This is a genomic window from Paraburkholderia bengalensis, from assembly GCF_037126505.1.
Lineage (GTDB): Bacteria > Pseudomonadota > Gammaproteobacteria > Burkholderiales > Burkholderiaceae > Paraburkholderia > Paraburkholderia bengalensis.
In genome coordinates, this window is record NZ_JACFYJ010000039.1 from 49,411 (window position 1) to 68,080 (window position 18,670).

Genomic DNA, 18,670 nt, shown 5'->3' on the forward strand with positions numbered 1-18,670 from the left:
CGGCTAGAAATCGATTGGGACAGACGGCTGGCGCCGGCTGCTTATGCTGACCCCAAGACCGGCGCGACATGGAGCGGTCGTGCTCGGGCTCCGGCATGGTTGACTGGTGCCAAGGACCGGAGCAAATTTCTGATTGCAGGGCCGGGTGATAGTTCTGAAAGCTGATGTCAAGGGCTTCTAATTGGGGACCTGCGCAGGCGCATGCGCCGGAGCCAAGAGGTAGTAGCGCTTGCAAAGTTGATGTTCCGGCTGCGACCGGACCACGTCAGCAGATGAAAAAAGTTTGGGCCCATGCGATAGTCGACGGCCTGCTTTTCGTAGGCCCGTTTCGAGACTTTCGCCCCGTCGTCGGCGAGATGCGGATGCGCGCGGTGTCTTGAGTTGGTCCGTCGCCGTAGATAATGGGAGCCAGTCGGCTCAACTTCGATTGACCCGTCGCTCCACGAAGAGGCGATTATGTTGAGACATGTCGACCTGCTTCGGACCTTCACTCTGCCGAAGGAGAACGCAGACGAAGAGTCCGATTGGACCACCTACCTGAACTGGAGGCAGGGCGACCTGACTTGGGCCGATTTGCACGCAAAGCCCGTCACGATTGTCGTTGGTGAGGCCGGTGTCGGCAAAACTACTGAGTTCAAAGACGAGACGGCGCGGCTTATATCTGAAGGGAAAGCCGCGTTTTTTGTAGAGCTCAGTCAGTTGACGGTTGGTGACGAATGGTCCATTGCTCTCGGAGAGCGATATCCCATCTTCGAGGCGTGGCAACACGTCTCAGAAGATGGATATTTCCTGCTGGACGCTGTCGATGAAGCGCGCCTGACCAGTCACGTAGCTCTGAAGAAGGCGCTCCGTCTGGTTCGCTCTAAATTGCAGGCAAACCTCGCTCGGGTACATGTTGTAATTTCGAGCCGATGGACTGACTGGTCCGTGGACGATGTGCAGGCGTGTGTGAGGGAGTCGCTGGTTGACCCCATACACCACGCCCGAAAAGTGTCTGCTACGAAACTAACGCTGCCAACGGGTGACGCCCCGCCGGCGCCCCTACCCAAGACTGTTCCAGAGCCTGCCGAGGTTTTCGTCGTATCGCTGTCTCCGCTATCAATTTCCGAAGCGCGCAAATTGGCACGAGCCTGGGACGTCTCTGAAGAGGAGAGGTTCTGGGCCGCCGTCACCGATGGCGGCTACGAGCATTTGGCAACGCGTCCATTGGACCTAGACTGGATGGTTCAGTTGTGGAAGGTCAAGCGGACCCTTGGTACGTTTCGGGAGTTAATTGAAGGAAGCGTTCGCATCCGGCTGCAAGAGACGAATCCCAGCTACAACGCGTCGGCGACGACGCTGTCGTCAATGCGGCTTCGCCAAGGAGCCGAACAACTGGCGGCAGCGGCCGAGCTGTCAGGTCACCCCTATATTGCGTGTGGAACGCCATCGTCGAGCGTCAGGGCAGTCATTACACCCGGCGAGGTCTTGGCCGATTGGAGCGACATCGAGACATCCCGGTTGCTGGCAAGCGCGCTTTTCGACGAAGCCACCTTCGCGCGCGTCAAATTCCACCATCGAACAACTCGTGCCTATCTAGCCGCATGTTGGTTGGATGCAAAGATTCGAGCCGGTGTTCCGTTTCACCGAGTCCAGGCGCTGTTCGTTGCGGCTCCGTTCGGAAAAACGGTTTTGATACCTGCGCGGCGATGGACGTTGTCGTGGCTGGCGGTCGTGAACGCAAAGACCCGCGAGTGGATTGTTGCATACTTCCCCGAGGTGCTGCTGTTCGACGGCGACCCGGAATCTTGGGATGAACTGTCGGCAGATGCGGCCTTTGTAAGCCATGTTCGAAAACGTGTCACGGGGTTTCGTCCCGATTGGTACAACGACGCGGCCGAGTTCATGCGAGTGGGGAGACGTCTTTCCTCCGGCCTTTTGGCTCGCACGCTCGCGGACGACGCACTGCCGACAAGCGTCAAAGTTTCACTTTTTCCGTTTGTTGTCCACACGAGGCTGAGCGATTGCGCTCCTGAAGTGTTCAAGGTCTTCGCCGACTCTAAGAATTCCCAACGAGAACAGCTTCTTGCACTGCAGACGCTGGGAACGGTAGCGACATCACACCAGCGCGACGACATCAAGGTCAGGCTCCTGGCGGGTGCGTTTCGAGAGAATGACCTCATAGCATCAGCACTGGGAGTAGTCGATATTGAGTCGCTGTCGACAACGGAGCTGGTGAAAATATTCGCGATGGTCAGCTCGGAGGAAGGGTACGGTCACGGCCCCATGGCGTCCGCTATAGAGCTTGAAATCTTGCCCAAGACAACCGTGCGGTCCGCGACAACGCTGCTCGAAGCTGTGGTCGCAGGTCTTCCCATGCCTGCGAACGTGCTCTCGCTCAACAAATTTCAGGGGCTAAAGCCGTCAGGGGCATGGCTTTTCGACGTACTGCCAGCATGCCTCGAACGGTTGCTGAGTATTTTGAGCACATCGCTCGGAGAGTGCCCGGAAGCCTGCGTACAGGCGGTTCTTGCCATCGAGACAATTCGCCTAGGCTGGTACACCGACCACGACCTGAATAACCTGTACGAGCAAATAGCCGCTAGGCCGCCAATACGTTGGCGACTTGCCGAGGCCTTTGTGCGAAGCTCCACGATGACGCACCACATTACGCGGATGGTCTGGAGTAGTTGTCTGGTCAGATTCAGCGATAAAGACCTCACCGCCTTGACTCATCGGGCAAACGATGAGCAGTCGTCGCCTGAGGCGCGTGACCTCTGGTTCCAGTTGGCAAAGGCGGTTGCGTTGGGATACTTGCGTGGTCGGGCGAGGAAAGACGCTCTCGCCGCGCTAGTAGTCGGAGCAGATGAGGACGCGCGGGCTAGGCAAATAGCGGCGGACATACGAGGGCGAGCTGACGCACAGCGACAGGTACACCACTCGAGGGTAATTCAACGCGGACGTGAACGCGATGTGGTTACTCAGAGAGCAGAGCAACGGAAAACCATCGAGACTTCGATTGACCACATTCGCGATGCGTCCCACCGGGGTACGCTCTGCTGGCTTGTTCAGTATTCAGATGGCCAGTCAGGACAGCGAGATATCTTTCAGGTCGACTACGAAGCGGTTGCGCGTGACTTCGGCGTGGAAGCATCAAAGGCGCTTCGCGAAGGATTGAAGGCCGCCTGGCGCACATTCCAGCCCATCGACCCTGTCGACTACCAGAATGGCACTGTGCCTTGGGCCGTAATCCTGGGTCTGGCGGGCCTTTACACGGCAATCGCCGAAGGGTTGGACACGGCCAGTCTTGATGACAGCGACGCCGTTCGCGCAGCTTGTCTCGCGGTATGGGAGCTGAAGCGTCCGCCGGAGTGGTTCCCCGCATTGACGACGAATGCGGCAATGGCCGTACAAAGGGCCTTGCAACCTTGGCTAGTTAGCGAGGCCCACTTAAAAAATCCTGCGGGCAGCTCGCGAAGAACACTCGACCTCGCGCTCGGGTGCAGCGGCGCCACTCGCGCTCAATTACTCGCTCCACTCGTTGCAGACGTGCTGAACCTTCAGATTCCGTCGACCGCGCTGCTCAAGGAACTGTTTGATGCCATGTGTGCTGACGTCTCTATTTCCTCCAATCAAGCCGAGGAGCTGTGTCAGTCCTTGTTGACGCAGCGTGATGAGGGGACGGGCTTACTAAGCGACTCGCATTGGCTTCGCGTTTGGTTCGGGCTGAGTCCATCGCGCGCTTGGTCGTGGTTCAACGACCACCTCGCCTCTGGCGAAGCAGTCGCGAAGGCGCAAGTAAAGCAATTTGTCGAGGCAGTATCTGATTTCAAATGGGTGAAGCAGTGCGACGCGGAATCGGCAGTGAACGTGCTACTGCAAACGCACGCATTGGTATTGAGGTATCGGTCCCCTGAGCAGGCCGCTGCGGACAAAGCGAACGGCGACATGTTCGCACCCTCGATGACGCGTTTGCTCGAGACAATACCAGGTGTTCTCGCGGGTATCCCCGGTCGGGCAGCTCACGATGCCCTAGTTGCCTTGTGCGCAAGCGAGACGGACCCTGCGATGAAGACATGGCTTATCAGCCGTGAGCACGAGCACGCTGCATCGGCGGTCGCAAACTCGTCGGTCTTTGAAGCGTCGGATTTGTGCTCTCTCGGTACAGCGATAGACCATACGCCTCGAAGCGAGCACGAGTTGTTCGAGCAGGCGCTGTCTCGATTGGAGGAGTTGAAGACAGGCGTAGAGGAAGGGCCATTCAGTGACCGCGGACTATTCCATCCGGGTATGAAGGAGAAAGTGCTGCAGCTTTGGCTTGCCGCGCGGTTTTATGACACACCTGGTCGGCGCTTCACAGTGCACCGTGAGGAGGAGGTCGATGATAACAACAAGACCGATATCCAACTGGGTGCCGGCGGCTGGAAGGTATGTATTGAAGTCAAACCTGTCGACCGTGAGCGAGTGTACTCAGCTGTCTCGTTGACGAGTACGCTGCGTGACCAAGTGGTCGGACAATACCTGAAAGGCCAGAACAGCCAGCATGGAATCTTGTTGTTGCTTCGGCTAGATGACAAACGATGGGATGTTCCCGGGGTGGGAGAAGGACAATTTTTTCAATCGCTGATTACTTACCTGCAAGCACAGGCGACCCTCATTAAGGCAGAGCAAACGGACGTGCAGGAGTTACTGGTGTTCGGCATCGATTGCGTACCGCCCGGGCCGCCCATCGAAGTCACGCGTGGGCGGAAACCCAGAAAACGGAAACGGTCCTCGGCGGAATCAGCCGCCACCACAATGGCAGCGACCGACACCCCGTCCGAGAGTTTCGTCGACAAGTAAGTTAGGCGCATCCGCGATAGGACATAAGGCAAGGGCCCATCCCAATCCGTAGTGCTATTTCCCAAGCCGCAAGGTTCGCACCCGCTGGACAACGGTAGCTCTCAGTGGAGGCGCGGGGCCCGGTACCCTTACGGCGCCCAGTATCCCTGCAGCGCTAGGTCGTGCGCGAAGCGACCCACTTCTGCAAATCTCAAGAAGGCGGTCGGCACATAGTGGGCCGCGATTCACTCGCATCGTCAGGGGCATGGTTGCTCTGCGACGGTGTATTTCGAACCGGCGCCGTAAAGAACAGCGGGTTGATTACGCTCTGTGCGGCTACTACGCTAGATTTTGTGAGCTTGTTGATGCGGCAATGTGCCTGAAAGGAGGCGCTATGGCTTCATACCGGCAACTGTTGGTTGCGAGAAGGCTTCTTGAATTTCAGGTTTCTGAGCCCGAAGCGACTTTTCGGCGAGTCGTACAAGAGATAGCCACGATGCTTGGGCACGCCTCCTGGGAAGACACGCGCGATTTTCTCAGCGCCATGCCTGGCGAGCTGTTGCCAAGTGGCGGGTCCTACGGAAAGCAATTGAGAGAGTGGCTATCCCAAGGCTCCGAAGAGAACAATGACGGAGAAGACCGCTGTCCGTATTGCGGTCATCTGCGGGCGGATGACGAGGATTCGTCGACATGTTACGGACGCTCCGTGGGTCGGGATGAACGGGTGCGAGCTCTATGGATTCAGCTCTCACGTCTCTACGGGGAAATGGACCGAGACGGCGATTGAACTGACAATGGCAGGTTGAATCTACAGGTCCTGAGTGCCTATCGTGGAACCGCCTCGAATCGCTTCCAGTCGACATGATGCTTTTTGTCGACCTCGCGATGCCGTTCATCGTCCTCGACGTGCAAATAAAGGTTCGTCGTCGTCAACGATGCATGGCCAAAGGTGTCCCGGATATGTCTTGCGTCAACCTCGTGGTCTGCCATCGTTGAGCCGGCCGTATGTCGTAACCAGTGCGCGGAAGCCTGTTCCAGCCGCGACGCGCGGTAACCGTCATCATCCGCTGCAAGTCGGTGCGCTGCTCTCGCAAACACATGCTTCAAAAACACGTGTAACGCGGCTCTCGTAATGGGAGTTCGAACATCGTTCAGCGCGCCTATCAAGGGGACAGTCTCTTCGGCGCACGGACTTCCACGCAGACCATTTGCTTTGCGATACCGAGCAAGCTCGTCCATCAATTCGGCGGTGGCTGGCACCAGCCGGGTCTTGTCCCCCTTGCCGCGGATTTCCAGCCACCATTGGGTTTCGCCAGAGTCAGTGACTCTGGCAAAGAAGTGTCCCATCTGGCCTTTCACCGCCTCGGAGATTCGCAGCCCCGTGAGATACAACAGGGTGAAGACCCATCGTGCGCGCGCGTATTTTGCAGAGTTGCGTGCGCCCGCCTTCGGCATGCTCTCAACGAACGAAAGCGTCTCAAACCACAAATCATCCTGTAGCAGTCGCGTCACGCGCGGCCTGATTTGTCTGCGCTCTATTCGCGACAGCGCCAAAGGATTCGATTGAAGATAACCCGCGTCGACCAACCATCTCATCATTGAATTCAACGTCCGCAATGCGAATCGCTTGCTGGTCGGTGCGAGCGGTCCATCGAACGGTCTCCAATCCGGATGCGCGCGCGATACCTTTTTTCCTGTTGCCCGTATCCAGATTTCTGCCGGTTGCGGGTCCAGCAAGAACTGCCCGTATAGCACGAAGTCGTCGTAGGTCAGCGATGAGAGCGGTTTCCTCATGGAGTTGACTGCCCAAAGCAGAAGGCGGTCGCTTTCCTTCTTGTAGCTTTCGAATGTGGCGGGGGTTGCCGCATATCGATTTTGCCAGGTGCGAATCGCTTCGAGGTCAGTGCTGGCCTCAATCCTTGCCTCCACCGCCCGATTCGTACCTTTGCTTCCGTCCAGTGATGGTGGCAAGACCAACTGGTCGACGGATTCGATGTGCTGCGGCATGAGTGTCCCTCGACAATTCGGCTCAGCGGCCCCTCAATGCTAGACATAACTCGTGCAATGTCAACGGTTCCATTTCTGCCGTCAAATTCCTACCGTATTACGCCGTAATACAGTATCAGTTCGTTCGAGATGACGCGGCGCCGGAGTATTTCGGCGCTGTTTCACGGGCCTTTTTGTCGAACGGGTTCCGACTATTCCGACTAGTATTCGACGCCTTAGAGCTCAGTCGTTGCGACCGAGCAGAAGTCGTTTTTCGCTGGTGTCCCTTCAAGATTCCGTTGCAAAAAGGTGCGAGCGGTAACACCGGCAAAGGGGAAAACTGGCTGCGAAACGTTCGTCTACCTACGGTCGCCCGGAACTCCCAGAATTCGTTCCCTAACTGGTCACATCCAATGTGACGGCTTCCCTAGGCTTCCCGAAGCTGCATGTCCTTAGGGGGCGGCGACGGATTTGGACCATGCGGTTACAACCCGAGGTGCTGTCGAATCACCCAGTCAGCAATATTGCCGTCGGTCATGGTAAAAAAGGCAGTGTTGCGCAACCAGCTGGCGGAGGCCTTCCTCAAATCGCTGGCTGCCTCGGATTCTCCGTGGTCGTGCAAACGCATCGCGGCGCCTTCCAAAATCCGTTGCACAGCAACGTACAATGCTGACCGAGACATTGGTGTCAGGGCTGCATCCGGGTTTTGGGGACAAAACCTGACGACAAGGGGAGTTTTGTCCTGCGGGGACGGCAGGGCCGGCAGGTCGATACTCGCCCGATATGCCTTCAGTTCTTCGATTAGTTCGGAGATGGCGGGGATGCATCTGCTTTTCTGGTTTCTTCCTTCAATCGTCAGCCACCACTGTAGTGAGCCATCGACTGATTGCCGTACCGTCAAGCAGCCCATTGTTTGGGCTGCCACCTCCGATACACGCATACCACTCAGATAGAACAATGAAATAATCCAGCGTGCGCGTTGATAGCGCCGTTTTTCTGCTTTTGTCTTTTTTGGCATCTCCTCGACATACTCAAGCACCGCACGCCAAAGATGAGGTGGCAGGTATCTTTGAGGGTAGGCTTGGGCGTGTCCGGTGCCTCGGCGCCGCGTTGCAACTGGATTAGTGTCTAGGTAGCCGACCTCCACGAGCCACGAGAACATAGCATTCAGAACTGAAATCGCCAGTTGGACGCTTGCATCAGTAAGAATTGGCCCGACTATGGTTGTTCGACTTTTATCGAAGGCGTTTTTTGGTTGCGAGCGATAGAACGGGCGCCATTCTGGATGATGCCGTGGCAGCTTGGAGCCACCTTCTAGCACCCAGACGTCTGCGGGTTGCGGGTTACGCAGAAACTGTTTGTAGACCAGGATGTCCGCGTGAGTGAGCGACGAGACAGCCTTGCCGTGCTGTCGGGTTGCCCACAACCAGAGACGCTCCGCCTCCTTCCGGTAATTCACTCGGGTGTTTTTCGAGTCATATCGCTCAAGCCATGCCATGAGAGCTTCGCTATCGCACTTGGCCGACACGTGACATACACCGCAGCCCCGGTTCAAGCCGTCGGCGCCACTGTGGATGTTAGCCGCTGCATCAGGGGCGTCGAGCCGTGGCAGCGGAGTACGAAACGTTGTCATACAATCCATTGGGCGGCTTGCCCAGAAATGAATATCTCGTCTGAGCCGCCATGGACGGGCGTTGGATTAAGGGCGGCTACGCCGGCGCGGCATGGGTTCGGTCAATGACGCCAAATGCCTCTGACGTAGGGGCCGGTTACCGTGCGCCAACAACGCCTCACTTCATGGAACTGCCCGTTATCGTGCGGAGGTGCGAACAGGATAGCCTGCTTGTCGTGCATTGCGTGATTTGGATGCCGTAGAACTTTTTAGGGCCCGGGAAGGATTCAACGAATGCTACTTCGAAATCGGCGTTTTCCAGCCATTCCGTTCGTAAGTTCGACAGCGGCAGGCGGGAGGAGTTGACTAGGTTAAGCAATGTTGTTCCCTAATCGGAGATTCTGCGCTCAATCCGGCTTGCGCGCACGGTTGCTGGAGATTCCGAAGCAGCTTCGCTGTGCCGCACTAACTACGCCTGGAGCGTAAATGATCCCGAAAAATAGCGTCTTTCGACGGGAAAGGCACAGATGTTAATCAAAGATTTGTCAAATTTTGCTGTCACGCGTGACGTCGTTCATACTGGCGGCGTGCGCGCGAAAACGGGCTTTCTGGCCGCAGCGAGCGTATCGGCCGGCGGACCGCACATGTTATTTGCCTTACAATTTGCATCTACTCTGACAAGCCGCTTCCGACGATGAACGAGCGCAAATCGACAGGTCTGCCGGACAAGATCTACAGCGACATCCTCAATCGCATTCTCGAAGGCGAGTACAAGGAAGGCGAGCGTCTGCCGACCGAGCACGCGCTCGCGGAACGCTTCGAGACGTCGCGCCCGACCGTGCGCGAGGCGCTGGCAAGATTGCGCGCGGACGGCATCATCGTGACGCGGCATGGCTCGGGCACGACGGTCGCGCGTCGTCCGGACCCCGACGTGCGCCGTTTTGCGCCGCTGGAAACGCTCTCGGACATCCGCCGCTGCTACGAATTTCGCATCGTGACGGAGTCGGGCGCGGCCGAGCTGGCCGCGCAAATGGCCGAGGCCGACGACGTCGCCGCGATCCAGCACGCGTGGGACGAACTGGAGCGGGTGATCGAGACGCAAGGCATCGGCGCGAAGGATGACTTCGCGTTTCATCTCGCCGTGGCGCGTGCGTCGAAGAACCAGTTCTTCATCACGATGATGTCGTTCATCGAAGAGCAGATCGTCTTCAGCATGAACCTGTCGCGCAACCTGTCGCTGGTGAAGACGCTCGAGCGTCAGCGGCTCGTGCAGGCCGAGCATCTCGCCGTGCTCGAAGCGATCCGCAACAAGGATGGCGCCGCAGCTGGCCTCGCGATGCGTCTGCATCTGGAGCACGCGCGCGACCGCATGTTCGGCTCCTGACCTGTCTGTCTCGCGGCGCCCGCTTTCGCGCGCGGGGCTGTTTCCTTTCTGATCCACCATCGCGGCGCGCCGTGCGCCGCATCGCAAAGAAGTGAATCCTTCCCGTCCTCTAGCTTTCCGCGACGCGCTGCTGGCCATGCTCGGCATCGGCCTCGTCAACATGCTGGTCGCGCTCGACCAGACGGTGGTCAGCACGGCCTTGCCGTCGATCGTCGTCGAGCTGCACGGCTTCGAGTATTACGCCTGGATCGCGAGCGCCTATCTGCTCGCGTCCGTAGTCACGGTGCCCGTGTTCGGGCGGCTCGGCGACTACTTCGGCCGCAAGTATTTCGTGATCGCGGCCGTGATCGTCTTCACGGGTGCGTCGGTGTTGTGCGGCCTTGCGGGCAGCATGCCGTTTCTCGCGTTCGCGCGCGGCCTGCAGGGCGTGGGCGGCGGCATGATGGTCGGCACCGCGTTCGCGTCCATTCCCGATCTGTTCCCCGATCCGCGCACGCGCGTGCGCTGGCAGGTCGTGCTCGCGGCCGCGTACGGCATCGGCACGGCGGCGGGGCCGTCGCTGGGCGGCTGGCTCAGCCAGCAATTCGGCTGGCGCTCGACGTTTCTCGTCAATCTGCCCGTCGGCGCGCTCGCGCTGTACTTCATCTGGGCGCACCTGCCGTACTACCGGCGCGAACGCACGGGCGACGTGCGCATCGACTGGACGGGCGCCGCGCTCGTCGCGCTGGTGCTGGGCAGCTTCCAGACCTTTATCGAGGCCGTGCCTAAAGACGGCCTGACCACCGGCAACCTGGCGCTCGCCCTGACGGTGGCCGTTGGCGCGGTGGCGCTGCTCGTCTGCGAGCGGCGTGCGACGCATCCCATCGTGCCGCTCGATCTCTTCAGGGACCGGCAGCTCGTGACGCTCTTTACGCTGTCCGTGCTGTCGGGCTTCGTAATGTTCTCGCTGATCTTCTTCGCGCCGCTGCTGCTGCAGGGCGGCTTCGGGCTGTCGCCGCAGCAGGCTGGCCTGCTCGCGACGCCCATTGCCGCGTGCATCGCGCTCGGCAGCTTCATCAACACGCGCATCGTGATCCACATGTCGCGCCCGACACTGATCCTGTCGATCGGTTTCAGCCTGCTCGTGGCGGCGTCAGTGGGCATTGCACTCGCCGATCCCGCGACGCCGCACCTTTACCTCGAGCTATCGATGTCGGCAGTCGGCATTGGCCTCGGCTTCATCCTCAACAACCTGAACGTGTTCGGGCAGGAAATCGCCGGGCGCGAGCGCCTCGGCATCACGACGGCGCTGCTGCAATCCACGCGGATGGTGGGCGGCATGCTCGGCACCAGCATCGTCGCGACGATCGTGAACCGGCGCTATGCGTCGGGCGTCGCGGATTCGCTGCGTGTGCTCGGCGAACCCGTCGCTTCGGTGTGGCGGCCGAAACTCGCCGATCCGCGCATTCTCGTCGACGAAAACCTGCGCGACTCACTGCTGATCGAGCTGAAGCGCGCAGGGCTAGACGGCGGTGCGCTGTTCGACGCCGCGCGCCATGTGCTCGTCCAGTCGATTCACATCGGTGTCGTGCTGACGGGCTGCGCGGCGCTCGCGGCGGCGTTCCTCGTGCGCCGCATCGCCCACATCACGTTCCGGCGCGGCTAGGCGTCGCAAACGATTCGCGCGTTTCGGACGTTTCACGCGGTTAGGAGCGGTTCGAGCGGTTCAAGCGGTTCAAGCGCGCCCCGGGCATCCCGGCGCGCGTCCGAAACGCGTCACGCCGCCACAGGCATCGGCTTGCAGACAGCCGCGCGAATCGCATCGACGGTGATGTCCAGCGCGATCGTGCGTTCCACGCCGATCTTCACAGGCGACCCGAGCCGCGTCGTTTCAATCCCCGTGCGACGCAGCAGCCGTTCGATCGCCGCCGTCGTCACTGTCACGTAGCGCGTAATGCCCATCCGGTCCGCGAACGTCACCAGTTCCTGGATCGCGTGCATTGTCAAATCTGCAAAGCCAAACGTTTGCTCTCCATCCGTTTCGATGGCAAAACGGCTCAATTCCCATATATGCCGTCCGACGGGCGCCTCGCGGCCGTCCAGCAGTTGCGGAAACGTGTCCTTCAGCATATTCGGGCCTTCCGTCGGCATCAGCCGCCAGCAGCCGCGCACGCGCCGGTCGGCGTCCTGGATCAGCATGTAGTACGGGCCGAGCGCGTCGTAGCCGTCGATCTCCATGCCCGCGATGGTGGGAATATCCCAGCCCATCCGGTCCCGAAAAACGCGTGCTCGCAGCCGGTACATCTCGTTGATGTGGTTGTTGTCGAACTCCTGGCGTGTCCCAATCCGAATCGCGGTATGCATGATGTGCTCCTTACGTTGGGTAGCGGTACGCAAGGAAACGTATGCATCTCGGATAAAAAAAAACACCTATTCACCTGGATAGGTGCTCTGTCCGTCTGATGATTACAGAATTGAGACGAGGGCAAGCCAATCACCAGGAAAACATCATGGAACTTCACAATCATTGGCAATCGGGTGGTCACGCAAACGTTCAACCGACCGTGCAGAGCCGCAGCCCGGACAATCCGTCCGCCGTTGATCGCGTGCTCATCATCGCGTACCGCAAGAAAAAGAAAGAGAGCCAGCGCCAATTCTGGGCGCGCTTCGGCGTGACCCAGTCGCGCGGCAGCCGCTTCGAGTCGGGCGCGGAAATTCCGGCGCCCGTATCGATCCTGCTGGGCCTCTACTTCACGAAAACGGTCACCGACGGCGATCTGGGCAGGGCCGAAAAGGTGCTGCATAACCCCGAAGCGCGCGAGCTCATCAACCTGGATCAATAAGGCCGAGCTGCGTAGCAATCACGGCCGCGGCGCGTCGTGAGTTCACGCCGAATTTCGCGCGAATATTCTTAAGGTGGAAGTTCACCACGGCTTCCGAGCAACTGAGAATGTGCGAAATTTCCCACGTGGACTTACCGCGCGCGGTCCATTCCAGACATTCGTGTTCCCGAGGCGTGAGCTTCGGCACCAGCGACTGCGTGTGCGTGTTGAGATGCGGCTGACTCGTGTCGATGATCAGATCGCGCAGCAGCACGAGATTCGGCAACACGACATCCAGATGACGCCAGAAGTCGTCGCTTGGGTTCCGGTCGTTGACGAAGCAGATCAGACCCGATTCCTGTCTCGGCCCGTGAATCGGCAGGCTCACACCCGCCCGCAGACCATGCGCGCGCGCTTCCTCATACATGGTTTGCGCCGGGTACGTCGCAAAGAGATCCGGCGACCAGATCAGCGGCGACGACTTCGTCATGCAGTGCGCGACGGTCGGGTCGATATGGGCGAAGCCGTGCGCGTTGTAGAACTGCCGCCAGGTGGGCGAGTACGTGCTGCGGATGAATGCGTCCTCGAGCCGCATGCCCGGTCGCGGCAGAATGCCGACCAGCACGCGATCAAATCCCCAGCCGTCCGCCAACTGGGCGACTTCGCGAAACCAGGCGGCATCGTCTTCCGCTTCCAGCAACGGCGACATCTGCTCAATGAAATGTTGCGGCAAGGGCTATCTCTCGAGGTTCGCAGCGGAGCCGGCTTTGGCCATGCAGATGCTGCGGTTGCTCATCGTCGTGTTGCTAATTTATCACTATTATTCGACGCGTAATACGAAACCGCGACGAGACTGCGATAGCGAATTTTCCATCCCTTTCATTGCGGCTTTAACAATGGCCTACTGCCGCCACAGTTATTAAACCGAGTGTCATGCGCAATTATGTAGTATCTCGCCGAAGTCCGCTCCTGGTCTGGCACGCAGCCATTCATTCAAACATGAATTTGAAAGGATGGCTGTTATTTTTGTATCGGTATTAAATACGCTTCCATTCAGAAAATCGGAACACATTGCGACGCCTTCGCTTCAATTCTGCGTCGTTTTCATTTGTTGTCATACGAGCCTTTTGCTAAGCGCGAAATTCGCTCGCCCCTGCGGAGCGCCTATTTGTATGAGGATAATCGTTTTCATGCAACACGCTTGGCGCGTCTCATCGCCTGAAGTTGTTTGACAACGTTGGCAGCGTAATGCTACCGTGCTTGGGTGATTGTTTTCGGTGCGAACCAACCCTGCGAACGTATCCCGGTCGAAGCAAGCGCGTTTTCTGCCGGGGCGCGGCACGCTCATTGCTCTGAAGTATGTGATCGTGCGTGACGATCCTTCACGCGACGACTGCCTCAGCTGGCTACTGCAAAACTCGCCGCCGGCCAAGGCGATTTCAGGAACGGGCAAGCGGCCCGCGCGCGTGCGCATGCGGCAATTCGGGCTCGGTGCATGGACGACATGCGCGGGCCGTAGCACGCCGCACACCATGAGCGCCTTACTTCGCGCGGCAAAAACAACAGGCGCCGAGGTTGAAGCGCAACGTCTTCACGATGCCTTCGCGCCGCTCGAAACCCTGCGCGACGAAATCTCGGTGGTCCGCGTGCAGTACGACGCGGCGACGTGCTCAAAGCTCGCGGATACGTTTCCCGGTTCTGCCGCTGCTGAGTTCGACGCCATTCCGGACATCGTGCGAAGATCGAAGCTGCGACGCTGGCTTTGCTCGACATCGAGCGCCGTCTCGCGGCATCGTCCGCCTATTCATGACGTCGCATTCTCACTAACTGGATTCCCGGCTGCGCGACGCGACATGCAATGCTGTCGCGCGGCCATCGACAGGAGCTGGACATGCAAATTACCGGTGACATGCTGATCGGCGCTTCCGAGGTGCGAGGCACCAAGGGCACGCTGCGCGCGTTCGACCCGGCGCGAAACATGGAGATCGAGCCCGAGTTCGGCGCTGGCGGCACGATCGAAGTGGACCGCGCGTGCGCGCTCGCCGCGATGGCGTTCGATTCGTACCGGCAGACGTCTCTTGAAGTACGCGCGCATTTTCTTGAGACGATTGCCGAGAACATTCTCGGACTCGGCGACACACTGGTCGATCGCGCGCAGGCAGAATCGGCGCTGCCGAAGGCACGGCTCGAAGGCGAGCGCGCGCGCACAGTCGGGCAGTTGAAGCTATTCGCATCGCTCGTGCGCGAGGGCCGCTGGCTCACCGCGACGCTCGATTCCGCTCAGCCGGATCGCAAGCCGCTACCGCGCCCCGACTTGCGCTTGCAGAAGATTCCCGTTGGGCCCGTCGGCGTATTCGGAGCGAGCAATTTTCCGCTCGCTTTCTCCGTAGCGGGCGGCGATACGGCGTCCGCACTTGCGGCGGGATGTCCTGTTGTCGTAAAGGCGCATCCGGCGCACCTTGGTACGTCCGAACTCGTCGGCCGCGCGATTCAGAAGGCGGTCGCCGATTGCGGCCTGCACGAAGGCGTGTTCTCGCTTGTGATCGGCGCGGGCAACGAAATCGGCGAGGCGCTCGTCCAGCACCCCGCCATCAAGTCGGTCGGCTTCACGGGCTCGCGCGCGGGCGGCCTTGCGCTCGTCAATCTCGCGCAAAAGCGCCGCGAGCCGATCCCCGTGTTCGCCGAAATGAGCAGCATCAATCCGTTTTTCGTGCTGCCCGGCGCGCTGGCGAAACGCGCGGAGCAGATCGCGACGGGTTTTATCGAATCGGTGACACTCGGTGTCGGACAGTTCTGTACGAATCCTGGTCTCGTGCTGGTCCTGGACGGACCGAACAAGCAAACATTTATTGATGCCGCTGCCAAAGCCCTGTCCCAAAAGAGCTCGCAGACGATGCTCACGCCGGGCATCGCGAACGCGTACCAGGGCGGCATCACGCACCGCACCGAGCAGCGCGGCGTGCAGACCATCGCGCGCGGCACGTCGTCAGATGCGACGTGTGCCGCGCTGCCCGCGCTGTTTCAGACATCGGCCATCCAGTTCCTCACGTCGGCCGAACTCGAAGACGAAATTTTCGGACCGACCTCGCTGATCGTCACATGCGCGGACGTCGACGAAATGATCAAGGTGGCCGAATACCTCGAAGGCCAACTGACGGCGACGCTGCAAATCGAGCCCGAAGACCACGACATCGCGCGGCGCCTGCTGGTCACGCTCGAGCGCAAGGCCGGGCGAATTCTGGCGAACAGCTTTCCGACGGGCGTCGAGGTGTCGTACGCGATGGTGCACGGCGGCCCGTTCCCGGCGACGTCCGATTCGCGCGCCACGTCGGTCGGCGCGATGGCGATCGAGCGCTTCCTGCGCCCCGTCTGCTACCAGGACCTGCCCGCCGATCTGCTGCCGCAGTCGCTGCGCGACGACAACCCGCTCAAGCTCTGGCGTCTGCGCGACGGCAAGCCCGTGCAGGCCTGACGGCTGGCACGCGCCCGACCAGAATAACCAACCATCCGCCACACCGCACCGCGCAGGCGTCGATCCCTTCGACGTCCCGCGCGATCCCTGACAGCGCCATGACCGAACTCTCCCTGAATCAGCGACGCTATCCCGATCCCTCCATCCGCCGTTTCGATCCGCGCTTCGATGCATTGCGCATCGCTTCAGCATCCGTCGAATGCCTGTATCAGGGCGCGCGCTGGTCCGAAGGCCCCGTCTGGTTCGGCGACGGCCGATATCTGCTGTGGAGCGACATTCCGAACAACCGCATGCTGCGCTGGGACGAAGAAACGGGCGCCGTGACGCCCTTTCGCCGGCCGTCGAACAACGCGAACGGCAACACGCGCGACCGCGAAGGGCGCCTCGTAACGTGCGAGCATCTGACGCGGCGTGTCACGCGCACGGAATACGATGGCTCGATCACCGTGATTGCCGACCGCTTCGAGGGCAAGCGCTTCAACTCGCCGAACGATGTTGTCGTGAAGTCGGACGGTTCGATCTGGTTCACCGATCCATCGTTTGGGATCGACAGCTTTTACGAAGGCGAAAAGCAGGAGCTGGAACTGCCGCAGAACGTATATCGCGTCGACGGCCAGTCAGGCGAAGTGACGATGGTCTGCGACGAGGTGATCGGGCCGAACGGCCTCGCGTTTTCGCCGGACGAGTCGGTGCTGTACATCGTCGAGTCGCGTTCGGAGCCGCGCACGATCCGTGCGTTCGACGTCGCAGGCGACGGGCGCTCGCTGGCGAACAACCGGGTGCTGATCGACGCGCAGCAGGGTACGCCGGATGGCTTGCGCATCGACATTCATGGCAATCTCTGGTGCGGCTGGGGCATGGGCACCGACGAGCTGGACGGCGTGCGGGTGTTCTCGCCGCAGGGCGAGGCACTCGGGCATATCGCACTGCCGGAGCGTTGCGCGAACGTGTGCTTCGGCGGCCGGCATCGCAACCGGCTTTTCATGGCGGCGAGCCACGGCCTTTACTCGCTGTACGTGAACACGCAAGGCGTGCGCGGCGGCTGACCGTGTTGCCGGGAAGTTGCCTAACAAGTCACGGGTTGGTGTTCTCCCTATGTCGGACGGATGAGTCGGCGGGATCGGCGTAAATCCTTATCATAGAAGGACTTGAAGAATTTGAAAGGTAGCTGGACGGGCGCTGTGTCAGCCTAAGATTTGCTTGACATCATGCGGGCCCCTTCGTTATGTTTGACCGACTAGCAGCCCTACACGTCAACGCCGCATTCCGTCGGCGGACGTTCCATACCAAGAGGCGAGGAGACGAAATGGCTTTTTCCGGCAAGTTGTTATTGAAGATGGCGGCCTTGTGCGTGGCCGTCGGGGCCGCAGTCGCTGGGTTCACGTCGGTGGCGCGCGCGGCCGATCCCGTCACGCTGAACATCGTCGACGTGGCGGGTGATCTTCAGCTGACGCAAAAGGGCTTCGAGGCCTTCAAGGCGAAGTACCCGAATCTCGTTTCGAACATCACGTATACGAACGCGCCCGCGCCGCAGCTGCCCGGCAAGATAAAGGCCATGCAGGCAGCCGGCCGTTCGGACATCGACCTTGTGCTGACGGGTACCGACGCGCTCGCCGCCGGTATTGAGCAGAACCTGTGGGTCAAGCTGCTGCCCGACAACAACGCCGCGTTCCCCGGCGTGCTCGACAAATACGCACCGGGTCCACGCAAAATGCAGGATCTCGCGCAGGGCTTCGGTCTCGAAGTCGCGTATATGCCGGCCGGTCCGCTGGTCGAATACAACCCGGCCAAGGTCAGCGATCCCCCCAAAACGCCCGATCAGTTGCTGCAATGGTGCAAGGCGCATCCGAACAAGCTGATCTATGCGCGTCCGGCGAACTCGGGGCCGGGCCGCACGTTCCTGATGGGCTTGCCTTATGTGCTCGGCGATAAAGATCCGAAAGATCCCGTCAACGGCTGGGACAAGACCTGGGCGTTCCTCAAGCAGCTGAACGATTGCATTCCGTACTATCCGGGCGGCACGTCGGCGGTGATGAAGGAACTGGGCGAAGGCACGCGCGACATGACGGTGACCGTGACGGGCTGGGACATCAACCCGCGCGCGCTGGGCATCGTCCCCGCCGAGTTCAAGGTGCAGGCGTTCGACAACATGACGTGGGTCAACGACGCGCACTACATGGTGATCCCGAAAGGCGTGCCGAAAGAAAAGCTTGACGTGCTCTACAAGCTGATGAGCTTCATGCTGGAGCCGGCCCAGCAGGCGCTGACCTATGACGACGGCTACTTCTATCCGGGTCCGGCCATCAAGGGCTTGACGGAAGCGCAAGCACCCGAGCACAGCCAGGACGTGCTGAAGAAATTCGGCCGTCCGGAGTACGCGAAGCTGCTGGCCGACCGTCCGCATGTGCAGCCGTTGAACGCGGCGGCGATGGTGGCGGCGTTCCAGAAGTGGGACCGCGAAGTGGGTGCGCAAAAGACCAAGTAACGTCATCGCAACGCACCCGTTGCCGCGCAAAGAATCAGCCGATGCGGCGCCTCGCTTGCGCATCGGCGTTGTGACGGAGTGCGTGACGGGAGTGTGTATCGATGGGCCGCACGGCGGCGCAGCCGTGCAA

General features: G+C 60.0%; 11 protein-coding genes and 1 pseudogene. 8 read left to right on the top strand and 4 right to left on the bottom strand.

The window, feature by feature from the left end; all coding sequences use genetic code 11:
• Positions 1 to 33 precede the first annotated feature (33 nt).
• Both H3V53_RS22405 and H3V53_RS22410 read left to right on the top strand, forming a co-directional pair.
• Positions 34 to 156, top strand: a pseudogene (locus H3V53_RS22405) (H-NS family nucleoid-associated regulatory protein); the annotation flags it as partial.
• Between the two features lie 300 nt (positions 157 to 456).
• The gene (locus H3V53_RS22410) at positions 457 to 4,821 is read left to right on the top strand and encodes an NACHT domain-containing protein (protein WP_336599818.1); all 4,365 of its coding nucleotides are present in this window, start codon (positions 457 to 459) and stop codon (positions 4,819 to 4,821) included.
• An 804-nt stretch (positions 4,822 to 5,625) separates the two neighbouring features.
• On the opposite strand, the gene H3V53_RS22415 is transcribed toward H3V53_RS22410, so the two are convergent.
• Positions 5,626 to 6,807 (bottom strand): tyrosine-type recombinase/integrase, encoded by a 1,182-nt coding sequence (locus tag H3V53_RS22415; protein WP_336599819.1) that lies wholly within the window; start codon positions 6,805 to 6,807, stop codon positions 5,626 to 5,628.
• 463 nt (positions 6,808 to 7,270) lie between these two features.
• Positions 7,271 to 8,284 carry a tyrosine-type recombinase/integrase gene (locus tag H3V53_RS22420; protein ID WP_336599820.1) on the bottom strand — a complete coding sequence of 338 codons (1,014 nt, stop codon included), beginning with the start codon at positions 8,282 to 8,284 and terminating at the stop codon, positions 7,271 to 7,273.
• 808 nt (positions 8,285 to 9,092) lie between these two features.
• Between H3V53_RS22420 and H3V53_RS22425 the strand changes: the two genes are divergently transcribed.
• Complete coding sequence (locus H3V53_RS22425) at positions 9,093 to 9,782, top strand: FadR/GntR family transcriptional regulator (RefSeq protein ID WP_336599821.1); 690 nt, start codon at positions 9,093 to 9,095, stop codon at positions 9,780 to 9,782.
• A gap of 136 nt (positions 9,783 to 9,918) precedes the next feature.
• A complete protein-coding gene (locus tag H3V53_RS22430; RefSeq protein WP_336599834.1) occupies positions 9,919 to 11,427 on the top strand; it encodes an MFS transporter in 1,509 nt (502 codons plus the stop codon).
• A 110-nt stretch (positions 11,428 to 11,537) separates the two neighbouring features.
• Here the strand turns inward: H3V53_RS22430 and H3V53_RS22435 are convergent, their stop codons facing one another.
• Complete coding sequence (locus H3V53_RS22435; protein ID WP_336599822.1) at positions 11,538 to 12,125, bottom strand: acyl-homoserine-lactone synthase; 588 nt, start codon at positions 12,123 to 12,125, stop codon at positions 11,538 to 11,540.
• 146 nt (positions 12,126 to 12,271) lie between these two features.
• Between H3V53_RS22435 and H3V53_RS22440 the strand changes: the two genes are divergently transcribed.
• A complete protein-coding gene (locus tag H3V53_RS22440) occupies positions 12,272 to 12,604 on the top strand; it encodes a helix-turn-helix domain-containing protein (protein WP_336599823.1) in 333 nt (110 codons plus the stop codon).
• On the opposite strand, the gene H3V53_RS22445 is transcribed toward H3V53_RS22440, so the two are convergent.
• A complete protein-coding gene (locus H3V53_RS22445; RefSeq protein ID WP_054924016.1) occupies positions 12,588 to 13,292 on the bottom strand; it encodes an autoinducer binding domain-containing protein in 705 nt (234 codons plus the stop codon). The genes H3V53_RS22440 and H3V53_RS22445 overlap by 17 nt on opposite strands.
• A 1,182-nt stretch (positions 13,293 to 14,474) precedes the next feature.
• On the opposite strand from H3V53_RS22445, the gene H3V53_RS22450 reads away from it, so the two are divergent.
• The 3 genes from H3V53_RS22450 to H3V53_RS22460 all read left to right on the top strand — a co-directional run bounded on the left by H3V53_RS22450 (position 14,475) and on the right by H3V53_RS22460 (position 18,540).
• Entirely contained in the window at positions 14,475 to 16,055 is a 1,581-nt protein-coding gene (locus H3V53_RS22450; RefSeq protein ID WP_336599824.1) for an aldehyde dehydrogenase (NADP(+)), read from the top strand.
• Positions 16,056 to 16,153: 98 nt separating this feature from the next.
• Complete coding sequence (locus H3V53_RS22455) at positions 16,154 to 17,101, top strand: SMP-30/gluconolactonase/LRE family protein (protein ID WP_054924018.1); 948 nt, start codon at positions 16,154 to 16,156, stop codon at positions 17,099 to 17,101.
• Positions 17,102 to 17,361: 260 nt separating this feature from the next.
• The gene (locus H3V53_RS22460; protein WP_336599825.1) at positions 17,362 to 18,540 is read left to right on the top strand and encodes an extracellular solute-binding protein; all 1,179 of its coding nucleotides are present in this window, start codon (positions 17,362 to 17,364) and stop codon (positions 18,538 to 18,540) included.
• Positions 18,541 to 18,670 lie beyond the last annotated feature (130 nt).

What these genes read in the sequence shown, in the direction of transcription:
- H3V53_RS22435 (WP_336599822.1), bottom strand. Translation starts at nt 12,125, where the DNA reads ATGCATACCGCGATTCGGATTGGGACACGCCAGGAGTTCGACAACAAC.
- H3V53_RS22410 (WP_336599818.1), top strand. Translation starts at nt 457, where the DNA reads ATGTTGAGACATGTCGACCTGCTTCGGACCTTCACTCTGCCGAAGGAG.
- H3V53_RS22415 (WP_336599819.1), bottom strand. Translation starts at nt 6,807, where the DNA reads ATGCCGCAGCACATCGAATCCGTCGACCAGTTGGTCTTGCCACCATCA.
- H3V53_RS22425 (WP_336599821.1), top strand. Translation starts at nt 9,093, where the DNA reads ATGAACGAGCGCAAATCGACAGGTCTGCCGGACAAGATCTACAGCGAC.
- H3V53_RS22450 (WP_336599824.1), top strand. Translation starts at nt 14,475, where the DNA reads ATGCAAATTACCGGTGACATGCTGATCGGCGCTTCCGAGGTGCGAGGC.
- H3V53_RS22440 (WP_336599823.1), top strand. Translation starts at nt 12,272, where the DNA reads ATGGAACTTCACAATCATTGGCAATCGGGTGGTCACGCAAACGTTCAA.
- H3V53_RS22430 (WP_336599834.1), top strand. Translation starts at nt 9,919, where the DNA reads ATGCTCGGCATCGGCCTCGTCAACATGCTGGTCGCGCTCGACCAGACG.
- H3V53_RS22455 (WP_054924018.1), top strand. Translation starts at nt 16,154, where the DNA reads ATGACCGAACTCTCCCTGAATCAGCGACGCTATCCCGATCCCTCCATC.
- H3V53_RS22445 (WP_054924016.1), bottom strand. Translation starts at nt 13,292, where the DNA reads ATGTCGCCGTTGCTGGAAGCGGAAGACGATGCCGCCTGGTTTCGCGAA.
- H3V53_RS22420 (WP_336599820.1), bottom strand. Translation starts at nt 8,284, where the DNA reads ATGGCATGGCTTGAGCGATATGACTCGAAAAACACCCGAGTGAATTAC.
- H3V53_RS22460 (WP_336599825.1), top strand. Translation starts at nt 17,362, where the DNA reads ATGGCTTTTTCCGGCAAGTTGTTATTGAAGATGGCGGCCTTGTGCGTG.